The organism is Nocardioides baculatus (genome assembly GCF_016735675.1).
GTDB lineage: Bacteria > Actinomycetota > Actinomycetes > Propionibacteriales > Nocardioidaceae > Nocardioides > Nocardioides baculatus.
Genome location: NZ_JAERSG010000002.1, coordinates 476,691 through 501,027, shown reverse-complemented (window position 1 = coordinate 501,027; position 24,337 = coordinate 476,691). Strand labels below are relative to the sequence as shown.

Sequence of the window (24,337 nt, the reverse complement as noted above, 5' to 3'; positions counted from 1 at the left end):
GCCGGGGGTGCGTCCCCTCAAAGGGAAAGCTCACCTGAGGGGGCCGCTACGGGACGGCGACCACGTCCACGTCTGCGTACGGGCCCCTCTTCGCCTCGACCGGGACGAGCATCTGGACGAGTTCACCGTCGGTGACGTCCAGCGTCAGCTCGACGAACGACCCCACCGACAGGTGGTCGGCGGGCACGGACACCGGCGCCTCGTGGGCCAGGTGCACGACTTCACCCGGTGGCAGGAGGACCACGTCGGCGAGCAGCGCGGATCTCAGCGGCACCCCATCGCTTTTGACGGTGGCACCGGTCAGCGCGTGTCGCCGGTTCTCGGTGTTGAGCAACGTGCCGACGACTCGTCCGTTCCTGTCGCCGTCGACCACGATGGCCACGCCCAGGGCGTCGACCTGCTCGGTACGGGCGTTGCTGCCGATCGAGGGCTGGTAGGACTTCGCTTCGACCGGGGCCGCCACCGAGCACCCGGACAACAGCGCCGGTGCCAAGAGGAGTCCCCCGAACCACCGTGCTCGTTGAACCCCGCGCATGCGTGCTCTCTCGAAAGGTCGCCGGTCGGCGGCTCGAGTGGTTCGGGTGGTTCGCACCTGAGCCCTCCTAGGCTTTCGACACCTCAACGAGGAACTGCTCCGCAGCTTGCGGGGTGTCTGCCGGGTAGATCTTGACGACGTGGGTTCCGACGACGCGAGGCATTGCGCGACCATCTCCGCGCTCGCCCGCCGGTGCTTCGACGGTGAACACGTCCTTTCCGTCGGGGTCCATCAGGCGCAGCTCGTAGCGGGAGTCGCTCTCGTTCTCGAGGACGATGGCGACGACTTCGCCGGCTTCGGCCTCCCGGTCGGGTGAGGCCTCGACCCGGCCGTCCTTGGACACGTGGAACCGCAACGTCGGAGGGTTGAGGGGGACGTCGTTCTCGGCCCGCTCGCTCAAGGGCGCCGCGCCGCTCACACCCTCCTGGCTGCAGGAGGACAACAGGCCGGCGAGGGCCACGCACACGACCAGCATCACCACCGCCAGCCGATGTCGTGGACCGGTGTGGCGGTAGCGGTAGCGGTGGCGGTGGCCGTGGCGGTGGCGGTGGGGACGCTGTAGGCCCGGTTCGTCCATCTGTGTGCGGTCGTTCATCTCGGCGTGAGGCATGTCTCCACCACTACCAAGACGCCGGTGAGACAGACGTTGTTCCGAACGTTCGCCGGCACTGTTTCCGGTCACAGCGACCGCGCCGAATTGCCCACGAGGCCACCGGCCGAGCGTGAAGGTCACGACGTCGTAACCATTCGGTGACAACTGATGAACCGGTCCCGCTGCGGCCGGTTCAGCTCGACCGAGGGCAACGCGCTGCGCTCTACGGTGCCCCTTGCCGTTGGGCCTCGACGTGGCCCCACTCGCGGTTCGTCACGGGTCCGGCGGGCCCGGTTGGAGTCAGTCATCATCGTGGTCGCGGACAATGAACTCGAGTCGACCGGTCTGGTCGGTGCGGACGTCGAGCACGCTGTCAGCGAAGCGCAGGGCGGCGATGGGTGCGAGGAAGACGCGAGCACCATCGTGCTCGACGACCCGGTCCATCTCTTGGGGGGCGGCGGCGCGCCTCACGGCGAAGGTGGGACGGTCGCTGCGGCGGCTGATGCGCAGGCCCGGGACCTCCGCGGTGGTTCCCGAGCTCGAAATCTGCCGCACCGCTTCGTGTGCTTGGTGGGTGAGGGTGAACATCGGTCGCATCCTTTCCTCGGTTGGTGGACTTCCTTCGTGTGTTAGCTGGCTGAGACGTAGGGGCTTGCGGGGTTGTGGTCGGTGGAGCCGGAGTCGGGCTCCTTGGCGTGCTGCGGGGCGCGTCATCCGGCGCGGCCGATCGTGAACGCGGTCAGGAAGCCCGCGGTGGCGAACAGACCGGCGTAGAGGTGGGTGCGCTCGAACGCCTCCGGAATCATGGTGTCGGCGACCATCGTCAAGATGGCGCCGGCCGCCAGGGCGGTGATGACGGCAACCACCTGCGCTGAGGCACCTTGCAGGAGGAGGCAGCCCAAGAGCCCAGCGACGCCGCTGGCGAGGGCGACACCGACCCAGACACCGAACACGTAGCGCGCTGACCGGCCGCTGCGTTTCATGCCGGCCGCGCTCGAGAGCCCCTCGGGGAGGTTGGAGATGAAGATCGCCGCGAGCACGGGGATGCCGACGCCGTTACCGCCGAGCAGGGAGAGCCCGAGGACGACTGACTCGGGGATGCCGTCGAGCAGTGCACCGATGGCGATGGCGGAGCCGCTGCCGTCGTGGTCCTGCTCGCTCGGTTGCTGGGTGCCGGAGCGCTTGCGGTGCCGTGCGCCTCGCCTGGCCAGGACGAGGTTGGACAGCAGGTAGGCGACGGCGCCAGCCAGGAAGCCGACCACGGTCGCCAGCAGGCCTCCGCTTCGTTCCGCCTCGTCGACCAGGTCGAACGCGAGGGCGGAGATGAGCACACCAGCACCGAAAGCCATCACCGAGGCCACGACGCGCTGAGGCACGGCGGTCAGCCAGGCGACGAGGGCGCCAACGACCAGCGCACCCCCCGCGACGGAGCCCCACAGTCCCGCTTGCGCCCAGATCGGCATGTCAGCAGGAAGGTCGCAGGACGAGTGCGGTGCTCAGGGAAGGTTCGTCCAGCATGGCGGTCTCCTTGGTCGTTGCGGTTCTCGCTGGCTTGCTCGTTGGCTTGCTCGTTTGCTGGGGGTGTCGGCTCGCCGGGAGGACTGGGCGTGATGCGACAGCTGCCGGGAGTCGCGCGGGGCGGGCAGGCGGCGTGGGCGGGAACTGCGGCGAGACCGAGAGGTAGTGGGGTAGTGGGGTCGTCCGGCATCGACACCGGCGCTATGCCTCGGGTCCGCCGCGGCGGATGAGGTCGCACCTTGTGTCCCTCCCCTCATCGTGCTTTCGTTGCGTAACAGCATACATGCCATTGCGCATTGAACGGGAGGGCCGCATGACCGTAGCAACAGTGGATCGGCGGACAGTGGTCGTGGGTCGATGACGCGACGAGCGACTGGTGAGGTGATCCGCCCGGTCCCGCAGGTGCTGCGTCAGTACGCGCTCATCGCCGACGGCGAGCGTGGCGCCCTGGTGGGACCACGCGGGGACATCGCGTTCATGTGCTCACCGAGCTGGCACGACGACGCGGTGTTCTCGAGCCTGCTGGGCGGCCACGGCGGGTACGGCGTGAGCCCTGCGGACGACCGGTTCGTGTGGGGCGGCTACTACGAGCCTGAGACGTTGATCTGGCGCAGCCGATGGGTCTCGACCAACGCGGTGACCGAGTGCCGCGAGGCGCTCGCGTTTCCCGGCGACCCGCACCGGGTCGTGCTGCTGCGGCGGATCGAGGCAACGCTGGGTGTCGCCCACGTCCACGTCGGGCTGGATCTGCGGGCGGACTTCGGCGCCCGGACGATGACGGTGGCTCGCAGCGAGGACGGTCACTGGCACGGTCACTCCGGCGAGCTCGCCTACCGATGGACCGGTTCCACCGAGCACGCCCGCCTGGAGGACGGGCGACTCGTCCTCGATCTGGTGGTACCCGCTGGCGAGTCCCGCGACCTGGTGCTGGAGATCTCGCGTGACGAGCTCCCCCGGCAGTTGCCCGACCCGCACGAGCTGTGGGACCGCACCCTGCGCGCGTGGCACGAAGCGACTCCCGACATGAGCGCTTCTGCGACTCCGGGAGCATCCAGTCATTCCTATGCCGTCCTGCGCGGCCTCACCTCCAGCACCGGTGCGATGGTTGCGGCCGCCACCACCTCGCTGCCCGAGCGCGCCGCCCAGGGGCGCAACTACGACTACCGCTACGCCTGGATCCGCGACCAGTGCTACGCCGGGCGAGCAGCAGCCGTCATCGGTGACCACACGCTGCTCGACAGCGCTGTTGAGTTCGTGTCCGAGCGCGTACTCGCGGACGGCCCGGACCTGCGGCCCGCATACACGGTGACGGGAGGTCGGGTCCCGGACGAGCACGACGTTACGCTTCCGGGATACCCGGGGGCCCCGGTGCGGGCCGGCAACTGGGTCAACCATCAGTTCCAGCTCGACGCACTCGGTGAAGCGCTGCTGCTCCTTAGCGCCGCGGACGGTTGCGGCCGGCTGCACGACGACGGCCGCCGCGCCGTCACCACGCTCGTCGAGGCCATCCGCAAACGTGACCAGGACCCCGACGCCGGGATCTGGGAGATCGACGACCGCCGGTGGGCCCACTCGAGGCTCATGTGCGCCGCCGGCCTGCGAGCCGCCGCAGATGCGCCGACTCTGGGCAGCCACGGCGACGCCGCTGCTACGTGGCGCCGACACGCCGACGGCCTGATCACCTCAGTGGACCAGGACTGCCGGCACACCTCCGGACGGTGGCAACGTTCACCTCTCGACGACTCCGTCGACGCCGCGCTGCTCCTGCCCGGCATCCGAGGCGCAGTCGTCCCCAACGACCCCCGCAACCTCGCAACCATCCGGGCGGTACTGGAGGACCTGACCGATGACGGTTTCGTCTACCGGTTCCGCCACGACGACCACCGCCCACTGCACGAGAGTGAGGGTGCATTCGTCCTGTGCGGGTTCTGGCTCTCGCTCGCACTGCTCAACCTGGGTCGACGCGAGGACGCGCTGCGCTGGTTCGAGCGCAACCGCGCCGCCATGGGCCCTCCGGGCCTACTGGCCGAGGAGTACGACGTCGTCCAACGCCAGCTGCGCGGCAACCTGCCCCAGGCCTTCGTACACGCCCAACTGATCGAGACCGCCCACCGCCTGGGTGAGGCCGGTGTGAGCTCGCACGGCTTTCAGACCCGCGCCAGGTGAGCGGCCCGCCCCGCAAGGAACCCACACACGACTCCCGCCAGGAGGAGCACATGGAACTCAAGAAGAGCCCACGCATCGTCGTCATCACCGGAGCATCCGGTGGCATCGGCCGAGCCAGCGCCCGCCTGTTCGCCCGCGAAGGCGACCACGTGGCGCTGCTCGCGCGCGGCAGCACCGGCCTGCAGGCAGCGGCCCGGGAGGTCCGCGACCTCGGCGGCGACCCGTTGACCATCACGGTGGACACAGCCGACCACCACGCCCTCGAGCAAGCCGCAGACCGGATCGAGGCTGAGCTCGGCCCCATCGACGTGTGGGTCAACGACGCGTTCACCTCGGTGTTCGCACGCTTCGTCGACATCGACCCCGAAGAGTTTCTTCGCGTCACCGAGGTCACCTACCTCGGCTTCGTCAACGGCACCCGCGCCGCACTCACCAGGATGCTGCCCCGCGACCGCGGGGTGATCGTCCAGGTCGGCTCCGCCCTGGCCCACCGCGGCATCCCCCTCCAGTCCCCCTACTGCGGCGCCAAGCACGCCATGTGGGGGTTCCACGAGTCACTGCTCACCGAGCTGCGCCACGAGCACAGCAACGTCCAAGTCACCTCGGTCGCCATGCCGGGCGTCAACACCCCCCAATTCAGGTGGGTGTCATCCCGACTGCCCATGCAGGCCCAACCAGTCCCGCCGTTCTACCAACCGGAGGTTGCTGCTCGCGCCGTCCTCTACGCCGCGGCACACCCTCAACGGCGGGCGTACTGGGTGGGCGCCACCACGGCCGCCACCATCGTGGCCAACCGGGTCGCAGGCGGACTATTGGACCGCTACCTCGCGCGCACCGGCGTGTCGTCGCAGCAGACAGACACGCCCCGCCCGGACGATCAGAAGGCCAACCTGTGGGAGCCGGTCGACGGCGAGGACGGTCACGACCATGGCGCCCACGGAGTCTTCGACGACCGCGCCATCGCGCACTCGCCGCAGCAGTGGGCCTCGCAACACCGCCGCGCCCTCGGCGTAACTGCTCTGTCGCTGGCCGGCGGGCTCGCTGTACGCGCAAGGAGGACGGCATGACCATGACACCACGTCCGGTCGACGTTGTCCGGCTCGGTCTCGGCCTGGGCACCCTGACCCGTCCGGAGGTGGCACTGCGACTCAGCGGAGGACGGACGCAGCAGCACGAGCGCACGGCGATCCGCATCCTGGGAGCCCGCTTCATCGCACAGTCGGTCATGGGCATCGCGGCCTCTCGGTCTCAGCGTCGGCCTCCGGCTTCGTGCGAACGTCGACCGTGCGTGCGAGAGCTGGACGTCGCCATCGAGGTGACGCACGCCGCCACCATGCTCGCCCTGGCGGTGGCCTCAGCCAAGCACCGACGCCTCGCACTCGTCAGCGCCGTCACGGCTCTGGGGTTCTCCGCGCTCGACCTGCAGGAGGTCCGGCGATGACGACACCGCGGCACCTGCAACGCGGCGCCGACATGACCGCCAACGCGGCAAGATCCCATGGTGCGACGCCCGATGACGCGACACCGGGTGGCAGGCCGGCACGACACCTGGTCCGACCCCGCTGGGTCTGGGGCGGACTGGTCGGAGCTCTCAGTGGTGCCGCCGTTCTGAGTGTCGGCGTGGTGCTGCTGTCCGGCCCGGTGTCCGTGACGGGCACGGCGCTACTGCTCGTAGGCGTGGGCTGCAGCGTCCACGGTGGCGTGCTTTACGACGCCGTCTCAGGCTTCTCTCCGCGTCGAGAGCTTCGGCAAGTCCGCGCCGGCGTGGTGCACCCAGGGGTCGCTCCCGGCGAGATGGTCAACACGGACCGGGCCCATGCCGACGCAGCCGCATCCAACCAACGCACCCGCCGTCTGGAGGACGCTGCCCATCATCCTGCGAAGGCTCACTGGGCTCCCGTCGCAGGTTGGATGTGCATGCTCATCACAGCAACCCTTGTCGTCTCCCAGTGGAACCTGGTGGCCCACAACGCCACTGGCGCTAGCAACAGCTTCCGCGACACAGTGTGGGCCATCCTGCTCGGCCTCTGCGGACTGCGGGTCGCTGTGGTCCCCGGTCGGCACCGCATCGCAGCCGCCGTCATCCTCATCTCGGGACTAGGACTGGTCCTTGGCGGCACGCTCGCCGAGCACGACCACCTTGGTCTGCAGCTGGTGGAGGTCACCTGCGGCTGCCTCGCCGTCGCATGCGCGCTTGCTGCGTACCTGTCCCCGTCGCCGCCGAAATAGACACTAGAGAGCTGACCGCAGGCCACGCCGTGTCAAGCCAAAACGCTAACGGCGCAAAGCCCTACGGCGAGGGCGTCTCCTGTTCACGTTCGCCCCCGAAAGCGGGCGTCACGCCGTGTCTGTGCGCTCTGACCACGCTTCCGCATCGACCGGGATTGCCATACAACGACATACGCGCACACGAACGTCCGTCCGTCTCACCGCCGCGTTGCCTCTATCCCGCATCCACTAAGCGGCCGCCGCTGGAAAGACGAGGCATCCGATGCAACCCTTCTCTGCGCTCAGCAACAACGATCTCGCTCTGGCTTGGGGGCGCCGCTATGTCTGAGCGTCGCGCCGTTCCTGTCTACCTCAGCCTGGCGGAGGCAGCAGAAGCCATGTCTGTGTCAGTGAAAACCATCCGCCGTTGGATTGCGGCGGGCACCCTCCCGGCTTACCGCTGCGGCAACCGCGCCATCCGAATCAAGCTCGACGACCTCGAGGCCGCTCCGCGGCAGATCCCTTCCGCTCGAGCCTGAACGAGCCGCTCCGTTACCGTCGCCGGAAGCCCTCGGCGCCGGCCAGGTCACGCCTTGCGGTACCGCGTGCGCTGTCGGTCGACTACCTCTACAAGATCGCTGGGCGCCGTCGATGATGACGCTAGGGCGCGTTCGGGCCGCAGTTCACGCTCGGGCCGCGCCATCGGTTGACGCATCGGTGTCGTCGTTGACCCTTCCTTCTGTGTGCGTGGCAGCGCAACGCGCCAAGGGACCGTCATCAGCGCAGAGCATGGGGCGGGACGCTGGGGGCGCTGGGAGCTTGCCTGTGGAACGCCCAGCGCAACGGCTTGTTGCACGTATGTTGCACGAGAGGCCGGCCTCCTGACGGATACCGGCCTCTGACCTGCAACTACTCGGGTGGGCGATACTGGGTTCGAACCAGTGACCTCTTCGGTGCGAACAACAGAGCCGCGCTACCTGTAGCGCGGCTCTGGGTGTCTCGGGTGGGCGATACTGGGTTCGAACCAGTGACCTCTTCGGTGTGAACGAAGCGCGCTACCACTGCGCCAATCGCCCGGGACGCGGGAACGATATCCCATGGTGGGAGTCGCCCGGGAATCCGGGTCAGTCCTTCTGGCTGAGCGCCTCGACCCGGTCCTTGAGCTCCTGGATCTCTTCGTCGTTGCCGTGGTAGCGGCGGTAGCTGTAGACGATGAAGCCGAGGGCGAAGATCGCGGAGGCGATCTGGGTGATCCCGGTCCAGATGCCGCCCGGCAGCCACAGGAGGTCGGGCAGCGGCCACCACGACGGCTGCTCCGGACCGACGATCCAGAACACCCCGGCACCTGCGAGGAGGAGGGCGGCGACCACCGACAGGATGATCTTGGGCCAGCTCTCGACGCCCTGGGCCGCGCCGAGCAGTGCCTTCATCTTGACCGGCTCGACGCGCTTCTCCGCCCAGTCGTACTGCTGCGAGAGCAGGAGCAGTCCGGCGAACACCCCCAGCAGCCCCGGACCCGGGAGCGGGATGGCAACAATGCCGATGACGAGGAGGGCCCAACCGGCCACCTCGAGGCCGATGCGCTTCGCTCCAGTCATGGGAGAAACCTACCCGGCCACCCCAGCCCCGCGCGGTCCAAGGAAACGCTAACGTTTCCCCCAGTTCGTCATGAGTGATCATCAAGAACAGGTCTGGACCGGTTCGGGTCATTTTTGACGGTTTCGCATCACAAGGCGGTGCGGATGCCGTCTCATGAGCACCGAGTCCCGGTAACCCCCGTCCGGACACCTTTCTCAAGGAGCAGCGATGAACATGTCTGGTAGCGGTCACACGCTGGCCGATGTGACGTGCGACATCACCGTGGAGTGCACGGACGAGCGGGGCATCCGCCACGAGATCGCGACGGTCCTCGGATACCGCAGCACCGACCCGTTCGCCGTCGCCATGACGTTCGTGACGCCCGAGGGCGACCTCGTGTGGACCTTCGGTCGCGACCTGCTCATGCGCGGCGTCGCGGGCCCCGCCGGCGACGGCGACGTGCACGTGTCGCCCGCCCTCAGCCTCACCGGACGCGCGATGGTCAGCATCGAGCTCAGCTCCCCCGACGGCCACCTCGTGCTGCACGCCAGCGCTGCCGACGTCCAGGACTTCCTCGCCCGCTCCGCCGCCGTGGTCGCGCCGGGCACCGAGTCGGACTACTTCGACGTGGACATGCTGATCAACCAGGTCCTCGCCTCCTGAGGGAGACCTCCCGCACGACCCGCTGAGCCTGGCTACACCTGCGAGTGCTGGGCGATCCAGCTCGCGTGCAGTCCCGCGTAGACGCTGCCCTCCTGGGTCACCAGGACCGAGTGCGGCCCGCGCTGCACGACCCGGCCCTTGTCGACGACGATGACCTCGTCGGCCCCCTCGGCCGTCGAGAGCCGGTGCGCGATCGTGACCGACGTCCGCGACTGCATGAGCCGCTCGAGCGCCCGGCCGATCTGCATCTCCAGCGCGGGGTCGACCGCACTGGTGGCCTCGTCGAGCACCAGCAGGTCGGGATCGGCGAGGTGGGCGCGGAGCAGCGCCACCAGCTGCCGCTCCCCCGCGGACAGCGACTCGCCGCGCTGGCCGACCTGCGTGTGCAGGCCGCGCGGCAGGCCCGCGAGCCAGTCGTCGATGCCGAGCTCGAGCGCCGACTCGCGGATCTCGGCCTCGGTCGCCTCGAGGCGGCCGTAGCGCACGTTGGCCGCGACGGTGTCGTCGAAGAGGAACCCCTCCTGCGGCACCAGCACCACGCTGCGGCGCAGCGACGTGGCCTCGATGCGGCGCACGTCGACGCCGTCGAGGAGCACGGCCCCGTCGACGGGGTCCATCAGCCGGGTGAGCAGCTTGGCGAAGGTCGACTTGCCCGAGCCGGTCTCGCCGACGATGGCGACCCGCGTGCCGGCCTCGATCGCGAGGTCGACCTCACGGAGCACCGGCGGGCCGCCGGGGTAGGAGAAGGTGACGTCGGCGAACCGGACGTCGATCGGTCCGCGCGGCAGCGTCTCGCCGTCGGGTCCCGGGTCGATGAGGTCCGCGGGTGTCTCGAGGATGCCGATGACCCGGCGCCAGCTCGAGATGGCGTTCTGCGCGTCCGTGAGGATCTGCGTGCCCATCTGGACCGGGCCGACGAAGAGGGTCACCAGGAACGCGAACGCCAGGACCTTGCCCGGGGTCATGTCACCGGTGAAGCCGAGCAGCACACCGATGATGATCACTCCGGCGTTGGCCAGCCCCGCCGACAGGCCGCCGAGCGAGAACGACGTGACGGTGTAGGTCTGCGCGTGCGTGTAGGCGTTCTGCCAGTCCTGGATCGCGGTGTCGATCCGCGCCTGCGTGCGGTCCTCGACCCCGTAGGAGCGGACCACGGCCGCGCCGACGACGGGCTCGGAGATGGCGCCGAGCAGGACGCCCACCTGGTGGCGTACGACGGTGTAGGCGGCCGACAGCTTCTTCTGGAACCAGCGGATCGACAGGAAGAGCGGCAGGAAGGCGAGCCACACGACCGCGGCCAGCTCCCAGCTGTAGACGAGCATGAGCACGGTCGCCACCAGCATCTGCCCGATGCTGACGACGAAGATCAGGCCGCCGAAGACGAGGAACTGGCTGACCTGGTCGACGTCGGTGGTGACGCGGGAGACCAGGGCGCCGCGGCGCTCGGTGTTCTGGGTGAGCAGCGGCAGGTCGTGGACGTGGCGGAACGCCCGGGTGCGGAGGGTGGCGAGGCCGCGCTCGGAGGTGGTGAAGAGCCTGCTGGTCATGGCGTAGGACGCCCAGCTGGTGAGGGCGATCGCCACGGCCGCCAGCACGCCCATCCAGGCGACGTAGTCGAACCGGGGGCCTCCGGGCGCGTTGAGGCCACGGTCGAGGGTCTGCTGCACGGCGATGGGGACGACGATCTGCCCGCACGAGGCGATGACCGCGAAGACCAGGGTGAGGCCGAGGCCCTCGCGCAGCTCGGGCGAGTACTTCATCCCGAGGCGGATCGTGGCGAAGGCGCCGATCTCCTCACCGGTGTCCATCGTGGTGCCGGCGGTGGGCGTGGTGGCGCTCATGCGTTGTCCCTCCCGGAATCGGCCGACGCGGTCTCGGGATGGGCCTCGGAGTGGGCCTCGGGGTCGGTCTCGTAGGCGTTGACGAGGTGGGCGTAGGCCGGGCTCGACTCCAGCAGCTCGGCGTGCGTGCCGCGCCCGACGATCCGGCCGTCCTCGAGGTGGGCGACCTCGTCGGCCAGCGAGATCGTGGCCTTGCGGTAGGCCACGACGAGCAGCGAGGCGGCTGCACCATGGACGTCGTCGCGCAGCGAGGCGAGGATCCGGGCCTCCACCTCCGGGTCGACCGCCGAGGTGGCGTCGTCGAGGATGAGCAGGCGCGGGCGGCGCACGAGCGCCCGGGCGAGCGACAGCCGCTGGCGCTGGCCGCCGGACAACGAGGTGCCCCGCTCTCCCAGCTTGGTGTCGAGGCCGTCGGGCAGGGCGGCGACGAACCCGTCGGCCTGCGAGGTGCGCAGCGCGCTCCACACCTCCTCGTCGGGGACGTCGGCACCGAGGGTGACGTTGCCGCGGACCGTGTCGTCGAACATGAACGCCGTCTGGGGCACGAGGGCGACGTCGCGCGGCAGCTCGCCCTTGCGCAGCGTGCGCAGGTCGCGGCCGTCGATGCGGATCCCGCCCGCATCTGGGTCGACGAGCCGGCTCAGCAGGCTGGTGAGCGTGCTCTTGCCCGACGCGGTCGCGCCGACGAGGGCGACCGTCCGACCCGGCCGGACCTCGAGGTCGATGCCCTGCAGCAGCGGCGTCGAGGCGTCGTAGGAGTAGTGGAGGTCCTCGACCTGCAGCAGGACGCCGGCGTCGGTGCGGGGCAGCTCGTCGGGGCCGTAGGGCATGGCGCCGCTCGCGTCGAGCACGGCCTTGGCGCGGCGGTAGCCGACGACCGAGCGCGGGAACTCGCCGAGCAGCCAGCCGATGGCCCGGATCGGGAAGGAGACGATCGTGAGGAGGTAGGCGACCGTGACGACGTCGCCGGCGCTGGTCGCGCCGCTGGTGACGCGCGAGACCCCGACGGCGAGCACGACGAGGACGCCGAGGCCCGGCAGGCTGGCGAGCGCGGGGTCGAAGATCGCGCGGATCCGGCCGGCGCGGATGTTGACGTCGCGCAGCTCGTGGGCCTTCGCCCGGAAGCGGTCGGTCTCCTCAGTCTCGCGACCGAGGGTCTTGACGACCATCGCGCCGTCGAAGGACTCGTGCGCGATCTCGCTGACCTCGGCGCGCAGGCCCTGGGCCCGCGTCATCAGCGGGGAGGCGTAGCGCTGGTAGAGCAGGTTGGCCATGACGACGGCCGGGAAGACCAGCAGCCCGACGATGGCCATGACGACGTCGGCGACGAACATCTGGAAGACCGCGACCACCATCATCACGACGGTGCCGAGCGCCATCGGCAGCGGCATGATCGGCGACCACGCCGCCTCGACGTCGGAGTACGCGTTGGACAGGAGCTGGCCCGTGGGGTGACGCTGGTGCCACTCCATCGGGAGCGCGAGGTACTGCCGGGTGACGCCGCGCCGCGTGTGGGACTGCATCCGGTAGTACATGATGCCGCCGCCGAGGCGCCGCGCGACGATGCCGATGGCGCGCAGGATCGCGACGCTCATGAACAGGACGAACACCCACACGAGCAGGTCCGTGCCGATCTCGCCGTTCTCGAAGGCGGGGATCAGGACGTGCTGGGTCGACCAGCCGAGCACCCACGCGTCGGCGACGGTGAGGACGCCGAACAGCACCGCTCCGAGCGTGGCGACGGTGAAGACCGTCGGCTCACGCTTGACGCCCACCCACAGGACGCGGAACCCGTCGAGAGTCGTCGTGCCTCGCAGCTCCGCATCCTCGGCCACCGGTGTCGCCCGCCTCCTCGTCGCCAGACATCGTCATGGGCACGTCACGCCCGTCACGCCCGTCAGTTGCTGTGCGCAACCAAGGAGCCCGGTCAGGCTATTCCTCCGCACCGACAGCGGACGAATCCCAACGCTCAGTAGCGGATGCGCGAGAGGAAGGCGCGGGTGCGCTCCTGCTGCGGGTCGCCGATGACCTGGTCCGGCGTGCCCTGCTCGTGGATACGGCCGTCGTGGAGGAAGCACACCCGGTCGGCGACGTCGCGGGCGAAGCCCATCTCGTGGGTGTTGAGCAGCATCGTCACGCCCTCGCCCTTGAGCTCGGTGAGCAGGTCGAGGACCTCGCCGACGAGCTCGGGGTCGAGGGCGCTGGTGACCTCGTCGAGCAGCATCAGCCGCGGGTTGGCCACGAGCGCCCGGGCGATCGCGACGCGCTGCTGCTGGCCCCCGGAGAGGTCGTCGGGACGGGCGGTCGCCTTCTCCGCGAGACCGACGCGCTCCAGCATCGCGAGGCCGCGCGAGCGCGCCTCGTCGGCCTTCACGCCGTGCACCAGCCGCAGCGCGAGGGTGACGTTGCCGATGACGTCGAGGTGCGGGAAGAGGTTGTAGGCCTGGAAGACCATCCCCATCCGCGAGCGGATCTCGTCGCCGTCGACGCGTGGGTCGGTGATGTCGCGACCGTCGAAGGTGATCACCCCGTCGTCGACGACCTCGAGCAGGTTGACGCACCGCAGCAGGGTCGACTTGCCGGAGCCCGAGGCACCGATCAGCACCACGCACTGGCCGGGCTCGACGGTGAGGTCGACGTCGCTGAGGACGACGTTGTCGCCGAACGACTTGCGGACGCCGTCGAGGCGCAGGAGTTCGGTGGGAACGGGGTCCCCGCGGCGTTGTTCGGAGGAGCGCAGCGGAGGAGAAGAACGTCGTGGGGTGTTCACAGCGTGCCTCCGGCGCCGTGGTAGCCCTTCTTGCGGGCGTAGCGGTCGGTGAGCCGTGCCATCGGGATCGTGAGGCAGCAGAACAGCACGCCCGCCACGACGTACGGCGTGTAGTTGAAGTCGAGCGCCGTCTCGATCTGCGCCTTGCGGATCGCGTCGCTGACCCCCAGCACCGCGATCAGGCCGGAGTCCTTCTGGAGCGAGACGAGGTCGTTCATCAGCGGCGGGATCACCCGGCGCCACGCCTGCGGCAGCACGACGTGGCGCAACGTCTGCCCGTAGGACAGGCCGAGCGAGCGGCCGGCCAGCCGCTGGCTCGGGTGCACCGACTCGATGCCGGCCCGGAACACCTCGGCGACGTAGGCCGAGTAGGACAGCACGAGTGCCGTCCCACCCCAGAAGAGCGGCGAGGTCGGCAGCCCCTGGAGGCTCAGCGCCGGCCCACCGAAGCCGAGCAGGAAGATCACCAGGAGCAGCGGCAGGCCGCGGAACACGTCGACGTACGCCGTCCCGAGCAGGCGCAGCGGGAACGCGACCGGGCCACGCAGGGTGCGCACCACCGCGACGGTGAGGCTGAGCAGCAGGATCAGGATCCAGCACACCACCATCACGCGGATGTTGAGCCAGAGCCCGTCGAGCACCGCCGGGAACGACGAGACCGCCTTGTCCCAGCTGAAGTAGGTCTCCTGGACCCGCTCCCATCCCGGCGAGCTGACCACCGCGCCCCCGATGGCGCCGAGCAGCAGCAGCGTGCTGCCGGCGGCAATCGCCGCGCTGCGGAGCGTGCGACGTCGCCGCCACTCGTCGCGGTCGCGCTGGACGTCCGACGGCTGCCAGGCGGTGTCCACCTGGCCGGCCTCAGGTGGCATCAGGACAGCTCGGGAGCGCCCTGCTGGGCCAGCCACTCCTGGCTGATCTGGTCGAGGATGCCGTCGTCGCGCAGCGCGTCGACCGCACCGGAGATGCAGTCGGTGAGCGGGCTGTCCTTGCCGAGGACGGCGCCGAACTGCTCGGGCTCGCCGTCGGGCAGGGGCAGCTGGCCGACGATCAGGCCGTCGTCGAGCTGGACCGCGGTCATGAAGTACGCCGTCGGCAGGTCGACGACGATGCCGTCGATCTGGCCGTTCTTGAGCGCCTGCACGGCCTGGTCGTTGGTGTCGAAGACCGCCGGCTCCTGCGAGGGCTGGATCTGGTCGGTGATCGCGGTGTAGCTCGTCGTGCCGACCTGGGCGCCGAGCTTGGCGTCGGCGAGGTCGGCGATCGCGGTCACGCCGTCGATCGCGCTGCCCTTGTTGGTGATGACGGTCTGCACGACGTCGTAGTAGCCGGAGGAGAAGTCGACGGCCTTGCGGCGAGCCTCGGTGATCGAGACCTGGTTGACGTCGAAGTCGAAGTCCTTCGGGCCGGGCTGGACGACCTTGTTGAACGGCACCTTCACCCAGGCGACCTGGTCCTGGGTGTAGCCGAGCTGCTCGGCGATGGCGTACGCCACGGCGGACTCGTAGCCCTGGCCGTTGGTCGGGTCGTTGTCGACGAACCACGGCTCGTAGGCCGGGTCGTCGGTGGCGATCGTGAGGGTGCCGTCGGCGACGGTCTCCAGCGTGTCGGGCGTGCACGCGTCAGCGGCCGGGGTCTCCGACGTCGACTCGGACGACGAGTCGCTCGCGTCGCTCCCGGTGTCGGCCTCGTCGGTCGGGGCGCACGCGGTGGCGGCGAAGGTGACGGTCGCGAGGGCGGCGAGGGCGAGGCGGCGCGACGCTGCGCGCCCGGAGGTCTTCAGCATGCCGGAATCGTACGACTCCGCGCCGCGTCAGCGGACCGGATGACCCGCCGTGGACAGACCGGCCTTGACGTCGGCGATGCTGAGCGTCCCGAAGTGGAAGACGGTCGCCGCGAGCACGGCATCGGCGCCTGCCTCGACGGCCGGCGGGAAGTGCTCGACCGCGCCCGCTCCCCCGCTCGCGATGACCGGGATGCTCACCTCGCGGCGCACGGCCCGGATCAGCTCGAGGTCGAAGCCGTCGGTCGTGCCGTCGGCGTCCATCGCGTTGAGCAGGATCTCCCCTGCTCCCAGCTCGGCGGCCCGGACGGCCCACTCGATCGCGTCGAGACCGGCGCTCTTGCGGCCGCCGTGGGTGGTGACCTCGAAACCGCTCGCGGTGCGCTGCTCCGCCGACGTGGCGCGACGTGCGTCCACGCTCAGCACCAGCACCTGGTTGCCGAACCGGTCGGCGATCTCCGCGACCAGCTCGGGCCGGTGGATCGCGGCAGTGTTGACCGCGACCTTGTCCGCCCCGGCGCGCAGGAGCCGGTCGACGTCGTCGACGCTGCTGACGCCGCCTCCCACGGTGAGCGGGACGAAGACCTCCTCCGCGCAGCGGCTGACCACCTCCATCGTGGTGGCACGGCCCTCGTGGGAGGCGGAGATGTCGAGGAAGGTGAGCTCGTCGGCGCCCTCGGCGTCGTAGAGCCGGGCGAGCTCGACGGGGTCACCGGCGTCGCGGAGCCCCTGGAAGTTCACGCCCTTGACGACGCGGCCGCCGTCGACGTCGAGGCACGGGATCACGCGGATCGCGAGGGTCATCGGCTGGCCACCTTCTTCTCGCGGGCGGCGAGGGCGATGTCGACGATCTCCGAGCGCGGCTGTCCCTCGAGCTCGACCAGGGGCACCCACCGCGCGTAGTCGGTCGAGCCGTCGACCTCGGTGGTCCCGAGCTCACCACCGGTGATGGTCGCCTCGAAGACGAACCGCTGCGACTTGAACGGGCCGTCGAAGCTCCGCCCCTGAGCCGTGAAGTGGTGCTCGGCCAGCAGCGCGCCCGGCTCGACGTGGTAGCCGGTCTCCTCGAAGACCTCGCGCACCACGCCGGCCATGATCGACTCGTCGTAGTCGATCCCGCCGCCGGGCAGCGACCACTCGGGGTCGCTGTGCCCCTCGCCGTTCCACCAGGCGAGCAACGCGCGGTCCTGGTCGTCGACCATCAGGACGTAGGCCGCCAGCCGGGTGCGGTACTCCCAGAACTCCATGCCTCAGGCGCCCCTGGTCAGGGCGAGGGCGTCCTCGAGCGTGAACCGGCCCTCGTAGAGCGCGGTGCCCGCGATGGCGCCCTCGACGCCCTCGCCGACGAGGCCCATCAGCGCGCGGATGTCGTCGAGCGTGGTCACTCCCCCGCTGGCGACCACCGGCTTGTCGGTGGCCGCGCAGACGTCGCGCAGGAGCTGGAGGTTGGGGCCCTGGAGCATCCCGTCCTTGTTGACGTCGGTGACGACGTAGCGTGCACAGCCCTCGGAGTCGAGGCGGGCCAGCGTCTCGTAGAGGTCGCCGCCCTCGCGGGTCCAGCCGCGCGCCGCGAGCGTCGTGCCCCGCACGTCGAGGCCGACGGCCACCCGGTCGCCGTACGTCGCGATCGCCCGCGCGCACCACTCCGGCTGCTCGAGCGCGGCGGTGCCGATGTTGACCCGGCGACAGCCCGTGGCCATCGCCGCCTCCAGCGACTCGTCGTCGCGGATCCCGCCGCTCATCTCGACCCGGATGTCGAGCGTGCCGACGATCCGGGCCTGGAGCTCGCGGTTGTGCCCGTGCCCGAAGGCGGCGTCGAGGTCCACGAGGTGGATCCACTCCGCGCCCGCCTCCTGCCAGCGCAGCGCCGCCTCGATCGGGTCGCCGAACCGCTTCTCCGAGCCGTCGACGCCCTGCACCAGCTGGACGGCCTGTCCGCCCTTGATGTCGACGGCGGGCAGGAGCTCGAGGTAGGGCTGCTCGGGAGTGCTGGGCATGCCCCGATCCTAGGAGCGACGGAATCCACGGTCGTACGCACGGTGGCTCGGCGAGACGGCGGGGTCGTCAGACCGGGCGGCTCATCCGCAGCGAACACGCCTCGGGGGTCCCCTCCCCGGTCGTCCCGTAGACGACCCGGTCGCGGACGACGAAGCCGCGCGCGAGGTAGAAGGGGATGCCGAGGTCGTTCCCCTCCGTCACCGACACCCACTGCTCGACCACGCCTGTCTCACGCTGCTGGTCGGTGACGACGTCGAGGAGGGCCGTGCCGATGCCACGCCCCCGGAGCGCCGGGTCGAGGTAGAGGACGTAGAGGTGGCCGACGGTCCCGTCCGTGATGCCACCACCCGCAGCGCCGAGCACGTCCCCGGGACGCGAGACCGCCACGACGTACCCCTGCCACCGGTGGTCGACACCGCCGGTGAGGATCTCGTGGCGCACCCGCGCCGGGTTGTAGTACTCCTCCGAGCGTCGCTCGACGGTGGCCGGCGACAGCAGACCGGCCGACGACTCCGCGAACCCGGCACGACAGACGGCGCAGATGCCGTCCTCGTCCCCCACCCGTGCGGGCCGGACCTCGTAAGCCGGAGCGTCGTCGCTCGCCATGACGCGCAGCATAGGAGTCGACGGGTGGGCGTGGCGCGGATGTCGGGGCGGGACCACTGCCTGCGCGTCTGCGCGGTCAGTAGCGTGGAACCGTGATCGGCGACCGGTGGGGTGTGAGCGAAGCGGAGGTGGCGCGGCGCTACGGCTGCGACGACGTCGTGCGCCGTCCTGCGCTCGAGGCGTGGCGCGGTGTGACGGTCCACGCCGACGCCGCGACGGTGTGGGCGCGGGTGCGCCAGGTGCGGATCGCGCCGTACTCCTACGACCTCGTCGACAACCTCGGCCGGAGGTCGCCACGCGAGCTGCGGGACGTGCCGGAGCCGGTCAAGGGCGACCCCTTCACCCGAGCGCTCGGACGCGACCAGGGCCGCGTCGTGGCGGTGGACCCCGGTCGCGAGCTGACGGCGCGGATCATGGGAGCGCACATGTCGTACGTCGTCCTGCGGCAGGACGACGGGACGACGCGCCTCCTGCTCAAGGTCGTCATGGGCGGCAGCCGCTGGCTCGCCCCTGCTGTCTCGGTCGGCGACCTGGTCATGGCCCGCAAGCAGCTGCTCAACCTGAAGCGGCTGGCCGAGGCCGATGAGCACGGGGTCGGCCGGTCGGAGCATGGTCGTCGGTAAAGTCCGCGCACCTTCGGGCCATGTCGTGACCCACGTCACCATCACATCGGGTGGTTCTACGACGATCCCGCCCCGACCCCACGCCCCGGCAGGATGCTCGACGGCATGAAGACGACCATCCACCACGTCGCCACGTGCGACGCCTGCAGTCGGACCACGGTGCACCGGAGCGTGGTGGAGCACGGTCCGGGGCGTGCGGTGTCCAGCCACCACGCGTGCGAGCCCTGCGGGTCGCGCGTGGCCGCGAGTGCCGTCGTGGCGCCCGTGCTGAGCATGATCACCGCCCGGTCGGTCCGTGGCCGGGTCGACGCGAGCCTGGTGCCGGTCGGCGAGGGCCACCTCGGAGCGATCGCGAACTGATCAGCGCCAGACCGGGGCGACCTCGCGGTTGTAACGGCGGGCGACGACCTTGGTCAGCACCGCGACGACCGGGCCGGGGATGGTGGACCGGAGCGCCGTACGCTCCCGCTCCCCCGCGCCGTCGTCCATCCAGGCGAGCGCGTTGGCGGCGTCGACCATGCTCGCGGGGCGCAGCTTCTTGGCCAGCTCCTTGAACTCCGGGTCGCTCTCGAGGTCGCCCATCGGTGCCTCGACGTCGCGCTCCTCGTGCTCGAGGTGGCCGTTGATGACGACCTCGGCCCGATCGACCGCGTCGGCCGCGGCACTGGCGTTGGCCGCGGTCGGCGCCGCGACGAGCGACGCGAGGCTCGCGCTCACCGACGAGAGGGCCGACTTCATCGCGACGTGCTCGGCCTCCATCTCCTCGAGGAGCGACAGCGCCACGCCGCGCGACTGGAGGAACGGCCACAGCAGCTCGTCCTCGGCCTCGTGGTGGTGCGTCAGCTCGCGGACCAGGTTGCCCCAGGCCGTCTGGATCTGTCGTGCTCGGTCACCGTCCCCGTCGCGCATGCCGCGCAGCGCCTGCCCGGTCCGGGCCACGTCGCGGCGCACGGCCGCGTGGATGATCTGGTTCATGCTCATCGTCCCCGTCATGGACGAGAAATTAACCCTCAGGCGCGGATGCTGGCGACCCAGTTGCGCAACAGGTCTGCACCAGCGTCACCGGACTTCTCGGGGTGGAACTGGGTCGCGGTCAGCGGTCCGTTCTCCACGGCCGCGACGAAGCGGTCGCCGCCGTGCTCGGCCCAGGTGACGAGCGGTGCCCGGGTGCGGTCGTTGGTGACGAGGTCCCACGTCCGCGCGGCGTAGGAGTGCACGAAGTAGAACCGCTCGTCCTCGATGCCGGCGAAGAGCCGCGTGCCTTCCGGCACCTCGACGGTGTTCCAGCCCATGTGCGGCACCACGTCGGCCTCGAGGCGCGTCACGAGGCCGGGCCACTCGTCGCACCCGTCGGTCTCCACGCCGTGCTCGACGCCTCCGGCGAACAGGATCTGCATGCCGACGCAGATGCCGAGCACCGGTCGCCCGCCCGCGAGGCGCCGGCCGATGATGCGCTCGCCCTTGATCGCACGCAACCCCTGCATGCAGGCGGCGTACGCCCCCACACCCGGCACGACGAGCCCGTCGGCCGCGAGCGCGGTGTCGAAGTCGGAGGTCAGGGTGACCGACGCCCCGGCACGCTCGACGGCGCGCACGACGGACCGCAGGTTGCCCGAGCCGTAGTCGAGGACGACGACGTCCGGACCCGACGCACCGGTCACAGGGAGCCCTTGGTGGAGGGCACGCCCGTCTCGCGCGGGTCGATGGCGGCGGCGTCGCGGAACGCCCGGGCGAACGCCTTGAACTGCGCCTCGACGATGTGGTGCGGGTCGCGGCCGGCGAGCACGCGGACGTGCAGCCCGAAGTGGCCGTGCTGGGCGATCGACTCGAAGACGTGCTGGGTGAGCGAGCCGGCGTAGAGCACGCCGGAGCCACCGATCGCGGCGTAGACCTGGCCCTCGGGCTCGCCGGTGTGCACGCAGTAGGGGCGGCCCGAGACGTCGACGACCGCCTGGACGAGCGCCTCGTCGAGGGGCACGGTGGCGTCGCCGAAGCGACGGATGCCGGACTTGTCGCCCAGCGCCTCGCGCAGCGCCTGGCCGAGGACGATCGCAGTGTCCTCGACGGAGTGGTGGGCGTCGATGTGGGTGTCGCCGCTGGTGTGTACGACGAGGTCGACGAGCGAGTGGCGCGCGAAGGCGTCGAGCATGTGGTCGTAGAACCCGACGCCCGTGGACACGTCGGAGCGCCCGGTGCCGTCGAGGTCGACCTCGACCGTGACCTGGGACTCCTTGGTCGTGCGCTCGATCTTCGCCACGCGAGTCATCGCGACTCCTCCATCTGCTGGGTCTGCTCGGCCTGCTGGGTCTGGGTCATTGTCTCGGTGAGCGCCGAGCGGAACGCTGCCATCTCATCCGCGGTGCCGATCGAGACGCGCAGCCAGCCGTCCGGCCCGGTCTCGCGGATCAGCACGCCACGGTCGACCAGACCCTGCCAGACCGCGTGCCGGTCGGCGAACCGGCCGAACAGGACGAAGTTGGCGTCGGAGTCGGCCACGTCGAGGCCCTGCCCGCGCAACCAGGTCACCGTGGCGTCGCGCTCGACCCGCAGGTCGTCGACGTGCGCCAGCAGCTCGTCGACGTACGACAGCGCGACGCTCGCGGTCGCCTGCGTCGTGGCGGAGAGGTGGTAGGGAAGCCGCACGATCCGCAGCGCGTCGCAGATCGCCGGGTCCGCGGCCAGGTAGCCGAGCCGCGCGCCGGCGAGCGCGAAGGCCTTGCTCATCGTGCGGGTGACCACGAGGTTGCGGTGGTGCGGCAGCAGCTCCAGGGCGCTCGGCGTGCCCGAGCGGCGGAACTCGCCGTAGGCCTCGTCGACCACGAGCAGCCCGCCGTCACCGACCGCCTCGCAGAGCATCGACACCGCCTCGGGCGGCAGGGCCGTGCCGGTCGGGTTGTTGGGGCTGGGCAGGAGCACGAGGGCGGGGCGCACGTCCTCGATGAGCGCCCGGGCCCGCTCGAGGTCGAGCCCGAAGTCCTCCTCGCGGTGACCGACGGTCCACTCGGTGAGGGTGTTGCGGGCGTACTCCGGATACATCGAGTACGTCGGCGCGAAGCTGAGCGCCGTCCGCCCCGGGCCGCCGAAGGCCTGGAGCAGCTGCTGCATCACCTCGTTGGACCCGTTGGCCGCCCACACCATGCGTGGCGTGATGCCGCTGCCGCCCGAGGTGTTGAGGTAGCCCGCGAGCTCCTCGCGGAGCGCGACGAACTCACGGTCCGGGTAGCGGTTGAGGTCGGCGGCGACGGTCGAGATCGCGGTCGCGAGCGAGGCCGCCAGCGCGTCGGAGGGCGCGTAGGGGTTCTCGTTGACGTTGAGCTGCACCGGCGCCTGCTCGTGCGACATCTGCGGCGCGCCGTAGGGCTCGATCCCCCGCAGCTCGTCACGCAGCGGGGGGAACGGCCTGCTCACTGGTCGAACCGGACGGAGACGGCCTGGCCGTGACCCGGCAGGTCCTCGGCCTCGGCCAGCGTGACCACGTGGTCGGCGACCTCGGCGAGCGCGGCCTGCGAGTAGTCGACGACGTGCATCGACCGGGTGAACGCACGCACCGAGAGGCCGCTGGAGTGGCAGGCGCAGCCGGCGGTGGGCAGCACGTGGTTGGAGCCGGCGGCGTAGTCGCCGAGCGACACCGGCGCCCACGGCCCGACGAAGATCGCTCCGGCGTTGCGGATGCGGGCAGCGACTGCCGCCGCGTCACGGGTCTGGATCTCGAGGTGCTCGGCGGCGTAGGCGTCGACGACCTGCACGCCCTGGTCGATGTCGTCGACGAGCACGATCGCGGACTGCGAGCCGCCGAGTGCCGTACGGATCCGCTCGGTGTGGCGGGTCGCGAAGACCTGCTTGTCGAGCTCGGCCTCGGTGGCGTCGGCCAGCGCGAGCGAGTCGGTCACCAGCACCGAGGCGGCCATCGGGTCGTGCTCGGCCTGGCTGATCAGGTCGGCCGCGACGAACGCCGGATCGGCCGAGTCGTCCGCGAGGATCGCGATCTCGGTCGTGCCGGCCTCGGAGTCGATGCCGACCATACCGCGCACCAGCCGCTTGGCGGCGGCGACGTAGATGTTGCCGGGCCCGGTCACGAGGTCGACCGGCCGGCACGGGCCGGCACCGTGGGCGAACATCGCGATCGCCTGCGCGCCGCCGACGGCGTACACCTCGTCGACGCCGAGCAGCGCGCACGCCGCCATGATCGTCGGCTCGGGAAGACCCTCGCGGTTCTTCTGCGGCGGGCTCGCCAGCGCGATCGAGCGGACTCCCGCCACCTGCGCGGGGACGACGTTCATCACGACGCTGCTGACCAGCGGCGCGAGGCCGCCGGGGACGTAGAGGCCGACGCGGTCGATCGGCACCTTGCGGTGGGTGACGACCGCACCGGGCGCCACCTCGCTGGTCACGTCGCGCTCGAGCTCGGCCTCGCACGTGGCGCGCAGGCGGCGTACGGACTCCTCGAGCGCCGCGCGCACGGCCGGGTCGAGCTCGGCCAGCGCGGTCTGGAGCGCCTCCCGCGGCACGGTGATCTCGTCACGGTCCACGCCGTCGAAGCGGGCCGACAGCTCGACGATCGCCTCGACCCCGCGGGTCCGGACGGCGTCGATGATCGGCTGCACCTGATGCGTCGCGGCCTCGACGTCGAACTCGGCGCGAGGCACGCTCGCGCGGTAGTCGACGGACGCCGGATCGGCGCCCCGCAGGTCGATGCGGCGGATCATGGACATGGGGCGAGTCTAGGTTCCCCGGCGGGTCGTTCCCGAGTCGTGGGTGCACCGTGGACGCGGGTGGTTAGGTAGGTCACGTGAGTGACCAGCTGCCGATGTTCCCGCTGAGCACCGTGGTGTTCCCGGGCATGAGCGTGCCGCTCCACGTCTTCGAGGACCGCTACCGGATGCTCGTCCGGCACCTGATGGAGGTCGCCGACCCGGCCGAGCGGGTCTTCGGCACCGTCGCGATCCGCGAGGGCTACGAGGTCGGCGAGCACGGCGCCCAGTCGGTCTACCGCGTCGGGTGCGTGCTCCAGCTCACCGAGGTCGAGCGGCGCGACGACGGCACCTTCGACATCGTGGCGGTCGCGCGCGAGCGGCTGATGCTCGAGGAGATGCAGCGCGGCTCCGACTTCCCGCACGGCGTCGTCGCGGTGCTGCCCGAGCCGGAGGTCGAGGTGCCGACCGAGGTGCTCGACAAGGCGCGGGCCACCTTCACGGCCTTCCGGGCCGCGATGACCGAGCTCCAGGGCGACCCGTTCAGCGGCACCCTCCCCCGCGACCCCGACTACCTCGCCTGGACCCTGTCGGCCCTGACCCCGCTCCCGATGGCCGAGCGCCAGTCGCTGCTGGAGGCCACCGACGCCACCGAGCGCCTCATGCTGGTCACCCGGCTGCTGACCGAGGAGCTCCGCGCGATCAACGTGATCCCCTCGCTCCCCGCCACCCAGGTCGCCCGCACGGCCTGGTCGCCGAACTGACCCG

The 24,337-nt window shown here is 70.6% G+C and carries 28 protein-coding genes and 1 tRNA gene; 9 read left to right on the top strand and 20 right to left on the bottom strand.

What is annotated here, in order from left to right; translation table 11 throughout:
- Positions 1–46: 46 nt before the first annotated feature.
- From JI751_RS08175 to JI751_RS08160, 4 genes are all read right to left on the bottom strand, one after another.
- A complete protein-coding gene (locus tag JI751_RS08175) occupies positions 47–463 on the bottom strand; it encodes a hypothetical protein (protein WP_201935375.1) in 417 nt (138 codons plus the stop codon).
- Positions 464–602: 139 nt separating this feature from the next.
- Positions 603–1,268 (bottom strand): hypothetical protein, encoded by a 666-nt coding sequence (locus tag JI751_RS08170; protein ID WP_236665839.1) that lies wholly within the window; start codon positions 1,266–1,268, stop codon positions 603–605.
- Positions 1,269–1,427: 159 nt separating this feature from the next.
- Complete coding sequence (locus tag JI751_RS08165; RefSeq protein WP_201935371.1) at positions 1,428–1,715, bottom strand: hypothetical protein; 288 nt, start codon at positions 1,713–1,715, stop codon at positions 1,428–1,430.
- A gap of 122 nt (positions 1,716–1,837) precedes the next feature.
- Complete coding sequence (locus tag JI751_RS08160) at positions 1,838–2,590, bottom strand: ZIP family metal transporter (protein WP_201935369.1); 753 nt, start codon at positions 2,588–2,590, stop codon at positions 1,838–1,840.
- Between the two features lie 436 nt (positions 2,591–3,026).
- On the opposite strand from JI751_RS08160, the gene JI751_RS08155 reads away from it, so the two are divergent.
- From JI751_RS08155 to JI751_RS21760, 5 genes are all read left to right on the top strand, one after another.
- On the top strand, positions 3,027–4,811 hold the full coding sequence (locus JI751_RS08155; protein WP_201935367.1) for a glycoside hydrolase family 15 protein: 1,785 nt from the start codon (positions 3,027–3,029) through the stop codon (positions 4,809–4,811).
- A gap of 50 nt (positions 4,812–4,861) precedes the next feature.
- Complete coding sequence (locus JI751_RS08150; protein ID WP_201935365.1) at positions 4,862–5,878, top strand: SDR family oxidoreductase; 1,017 nt, start codon at positions 4,862–4,864, stop codon at positions 5,876–5,878.
- A gap of 221 nt (positions 5,879–6,099) precedes the next feature.
- Positions 6,100–6,252, top strand: a complete 153-nt coding sequence (locus tag JI751_RS08145; protein WP_201935363.1) for a hypothetical protein — start codon at positions 6,100–6,102, stop codon at positions 6,250–6,252.
- Between the two features lie 179 nt (positions 6,253–6,431).
- Positions 6,432–7,040 carry a hypothetical protein gene (locus JI751_RS08140; RefSeq protein WP_201935361.1) on the top strand — a complete coding sequence of 203 codons (609 nt, stop codon included), beginning with the start codon at positions 6,432–6,434 and terminating at the stop codon, positions 7,038–7,040.
- Positions 6,998–7,558, top strand: a complete 561-nt coding sequence (locus JI751_RS21760; protein ID WP_307814004.1) for a helix-turn-helix domain-containing protein — start codon at positions 6,998–7,000, stop codon at positions 7,556–7,558. Before JI751_RS08140 ends, JI751_RS21760 begins: the two co-directional genes overlap by 43 nt.
- Before the next feature lie 465 nt (positions 7,559–8,023).
- On the opposite strand, the gene JI751_RS08130 is transcribed toward JI751_RS21760, so the two are convergent.
- A tRNA-Val gene (locus JI751_RS08130) sits at positions 8,024–8,095 on the bottom strand.
- Positions 8,096–8,143: 48 nt separating this feature from the next.
- Entirely contained in the window at positions 8,144–8,617 is a 474-nt protein-coding gene (locus JI751_RS08125; protein WP_201935357.1) for a PGPGW domain-containing protein, read from the bottom strand.
- Between the two features lie 208 nt (positions 8,618–8,825).
- Here JI751_RS08125 and JI751_RS08120 point away from each other — a divergent pair, with 208 nt between their 5' ends.
- Entirely contained in the window at positions 8,826–9,260 is a 435-nt protein-coding gene (locus tag JI751_RS08120; protein WP_201935355.1) for an SsgA family sporulation/cell division regulator, read from the top strand.
- Between the two features lie 32 nt (positions 9,261–9,292).
- Here JI751_RS08120 and JI751_RS08115 read toward each other — a convergent pair whose 3' ends face one another.
- The 9 genes from JI751_RS08115 to JI751_RS08075 all read right to left on the bottom strand — a co-directional run bounded on the left by JI751_RS08115 (position 9,293) and on the right by JI751_RS08075 (position 18,255).
- The gene (locus tag JI751_RS08115; protein ID WP_201935353.1) at positions 9,293–11,101 is read right to left on the bottom strand and encodes an ABC transporter ATP-binding protein; all 1,809 of its coding nucleotides are present in this window, start codon (positions 11,099–11,101) and stop codon (positions 9,293–9,295) included.
- Complete coding sequence (locus tag JI751_RS08110) at positions 11,098–12,936, bottom strand: ABC transporter ATP-binding protein (RefSeq protein ID WP_307814001.1); 1,839 nt, start codon at positions 12,934–12,936, stop codon at positions 11,098–11,100. The genes JI751_RS08115 and JI751_RS08110 overlap by 4 nt, the downstream gene beginning before the upstream one ends.
- A 134-nt stretch (positions 12,937–13,070) precedes the next feature.
- Positions 13,071–13,841 carry an amino acid ABC transporter ATP-binding protein gene (locus JI751_RS08105; protein WP_372440557.1) on the bottom strand — a complete coding sequence of 257 codons (771 nt, stop codon included), beginning with the start codon at positions 13,839–13,841 and terminating at the stop codon, positions 13,071–13,073.
- Between the two features lie 26 nt (positions 13,842–13,867).
- Complete coding sequence (locus JI751_RS08100; RefSeq protein WP_201935352.1) at positions 13,868–14,740, bottom strand: amino acid ABC transporter permease; 873 nt, start codon at positions 14,738–14,740, stop codon at positions 13,868–13,870.
- Entirely contained in the window at positions 14,740–15,654 is a 915-nt protein-coding gene (locus JI751_RS08095; protein WP_201935351.1) for an ABC transporter substrate-binding protein, read from the bottom strand. Before JI751_RS08095 ends, JI751_RS08100 begins: the two co-directional genes overlap by 1 nt.
- A gap of 27 nt (positions 15,655–15,681) precedes the next feature.
- A complete protein-coding gene (gene hisF, locus JI751_RS08090) occupies positions 15,682–16,455 on the bottom strand; it encodes an imidazole glycerol phosphate synthase subunit HisF (RefSeq protein WP_201935350.1) in 774 nt (257 codons plus the stop codon).
- Positions 16,452–16,898, bottom strand: a complete 447-nt coding sequence (locus tag JI751_RS08085) for an NUDIX hydrolase (protein ID WP_201935349.1) — start codon at positions 16,896–16,898, stop codon at positions 16,452–16,454. The genes hisF and JI751_RS08085 overlap by 4 nt, the downstream gene beginning before the upstream one ends.
- A gap of 3 nt (positions 16,899–16,901) precedes the next feature.
- Complete coding sequence (priA, locus tag JI751_RS08080) at positions 16,902–17,648, bottom strand: bifunctional 1-(5-phosphoribosyl)-5-((5-phosphoribosylamino)methylideneamino)imidazole-4-carboxamide isomerase/phosphoribosylanthranilate isomerase PriA (protein WP_201935348.1); 747 nt, start codon at positions 17,646–17,648, stop codon at positions 16,902–16,904.
- A 67-nt stretch (positions 17,649–17,715) separates the two neighbouring features.
- A complete protein-coding gene (locus JI751_RS08075) occupies positions 17,716–18,255 on the bottom strand; it encodes a GNAT family N-acetyltransferase (protein WP_201935347.1) in 540 nt (179 codons plus the stop codon).
- A gap of 92 nt (positions 18,256–18,347) precedes the next feature.
- Here JI751_RS08075 and JI751_RS08070 point away from each other — a divergent pair, with 92 nt between their 5' ends.
- Together JI751_RS08070 and JI751_RS08065 are read left to right on the top strand one after the other, a co-directional pair.
- A complete protein-coding gene (locus JI751_RS08070; RefSeq protein ID WP_201935346.1) occupies positions 18,348–18,878 on the top strand; it encodes an SRPBCC family protein in 531 nt (176 codons plus the stop codon).
- Between the two features lie 105 nt (positions 18,879–18,983).
- Positions 18,984–19,238, top strand: coding sequence for a hypothetical protein (locus JI751_RS08065; protein ID WP_201935344.1), 255 nt, complete (start codon positions 18,984–18,986; stop codon positions 19,236–19,238).
- Here JI751_RS08065 and JI751_RS08060 read toward each other — a convergent pair whose 3' ends face one another.
- From JI751_RS08060 to hisD, 5 genes are read right to left on the bottom strand one after another with little or no spacing between them, the layout of a single operon-like run.
- On the bottom strand, positions 19,239–19,853 hold the full coding sequence (locus JI751_RS08060; RefSeq protein ID WP_201935343.1) for a hemerythrin domain-containing protein: 615 nt from the start codon (positions 19,851–19,853) through the stop codon (positions 19,239–19,241).
- A gap of 35 nt (positions 19,854–19,888) precedes the next feature.
- Positions 19,889–20,539 (bottom strand): imidazole glycerol phosphate synthase subunit HisH, encoded by a 651-nt coding sequence (gene hisH, locus JI751_RS08055; RefSeq protein ID WP_201935342.1) that lies wholly within the window; start codon positions 20,537–20,539, stop codon positions 19,889–19,891.
- A complete protein-coding gene (gene hisB / locus JI751_RS08050) occupies positions 20,536–21,144 on the bottom strand; it encodes an imidazoleglycerol-phosphate dehydratase HisB (RefSeq protein WP_201935341.1) in 609 nt (202 codons plus the stop codon). The genes hisH and hisB overlap by 4 nt, the downstream gene beginning before the upstream one ends.
- Entirely contained in the window at positions 21,141–22,286 is a 1,146-nt protein-coding gene (locus tag JI751_RS08045; RefSeq protein ID WP_201935340.1) for a histidinol-phosphate transaminase, read from the bottom strand. The genes hisB and JI751_RS08045 overlap by 4 nt, the downstream gene beginning before the upstream one ends.
- Entirely contained in the window at positions 22,283–23,584 is a 1,302-nt protein-coding gene (gene hisD, locus JI751_RS08040; RefSeq protein ID WP_201935858.1) for a histidinol dehydrogenase, read from the bottom strand. The genes JI751_RS08045 and hisD overlap by 4 nt, the downstream gene beginning before the upstream one ends.
- Before the next feature lie 83 nt (positions 23,585–23,667).
- On the opposite strand from hisD, the gene JI751_RS08035 reads away from it, so the two are divergent.
- Positions 23,668–24,333: an LON peptidase substrate-binding domain-containing protein gene (locus JI751_RS08035; RefSeq protein ID WP_201935339.1), complete on the top strand. Its 666-nt coding sequence runs from the start codon at positions 23,668–23,670 to the stop codon at positions 24,331–24,333.
- Positions 24,334–24,337: the final 4 nt, after the last annotated feature.

Coding starts and splice junctions, on each gene's coding strand:
- hisB (WP_201935341.1), bottom strand. CDS start 21,144: ATGACTCGCGTGGCGAAGATCGAGCGCACGACCAAGGAGTCCCAGGTC.
- JI751_RS08125 (WP_201935357.1), bottom strand. CDS start 8,617: ATGACTGGAGCGAAGCGCATCGGCCTCGAGGTGGCCGGTTGGGCCCTC.
- JI751_RS08165 (WP_201935371.1), bottom strand. CDS start 1,715: ATGTTCACCCTCACCCACCAAGCACACGAAGCGGTGCGGCAGATTTCG.
- JI751_RS21760 (WP_307814004.1), top strand. CDS start 6,998: ATGCGCGCTTGCTGCGTACCTGTCCCCGTCGCCGCCGAAATAGACACT.
- JI751_RS08060 (WP_201935343.1), bottom strand. CDS start 19,853: ATGAACCAGATCATCCACGCGGCCGTGCGCCGCGACGTGGCCCGGACC.
- hisF (WP_201935350.1), bottom strand. CDS start 16,455: ATGACCCTCGCGATCCGCGTGATCCCGTGCCTCGACGTCGACGGCGGC.
- JI751_RS08065 (WP_201935344.1), top strand. CDS start 18,984: ATGAAGACGACCATCCACCACGTCGCCACGTGCGACGCCTGCAGTCGG.
- JI751_RS08100 (WP_201935352.1), bottom strand. CDS start 14,740: ATGCCACCTGAGGCCGGCCAGGTGGACACCGCCTGGCAGCCGTCGGAC.
- hisD (WP_201935858.1), bottom strand. CDS start 23,584: ATGATCCGCCGCATCGACCTGCGGGGCGCCGATCCGGCGTCCGTCGAC.
- priA (WP_201935348.1), bottom strand. CDS start 17,648: ATGCCCAGCACTCCCGAGCAGCCCTACCTCGAGCTCCTGCCCGCCGTC.
- JI751_RS08075 (WP_201935347.1), bottom strand. CDS start 18,255: ATGGCGAGCGACGACGCTCCGGCTTACGAGGTCCGGCCCGCACGGGTG.
- JI751_RS08085 (WP_201935349.1), bottom strand. CDS start 16,898: ATGGAGTTCTGGGAGTACCGCACCCGGCTGGCGGCCTACGTCCTGATG.
- JI751_RS08095 (WP_201935351.1), bottom strand. CDS start 15,654: ATGCTGAAGACCTCCGGGCGCGCAGCGTCGCGCCGCCTCGCCCTCGCC.
- JI751_RS08120 (WP_201935355.1), top strand. CDS start 8,826: ATGAACATGTCTGGTAGCGGTCACACGCTGGCCGATGTGACGTGCGAC.
- JI751_RS08150 (WP_201935365.1), top strand. CDS start 4,862: ATGGAACTCAAGAAGAGCCCACGCATCGTCGTCATCACCGGAGCATCC.
- JI751_RS08160 (WP_201935369.1), bottom strand. CDS start 2,590: ATGCCGATCTGGGCGCAAGCGGGACTGTGGGGCTCCGTCGCGGGGGGT.
- JI751_RS08115 (WP_201935353.1), bottom strand. CDS start 11,101: ATGAGCGCCACCACGCCCACCGCCGGCACCACGATGGACACCGGTGAG.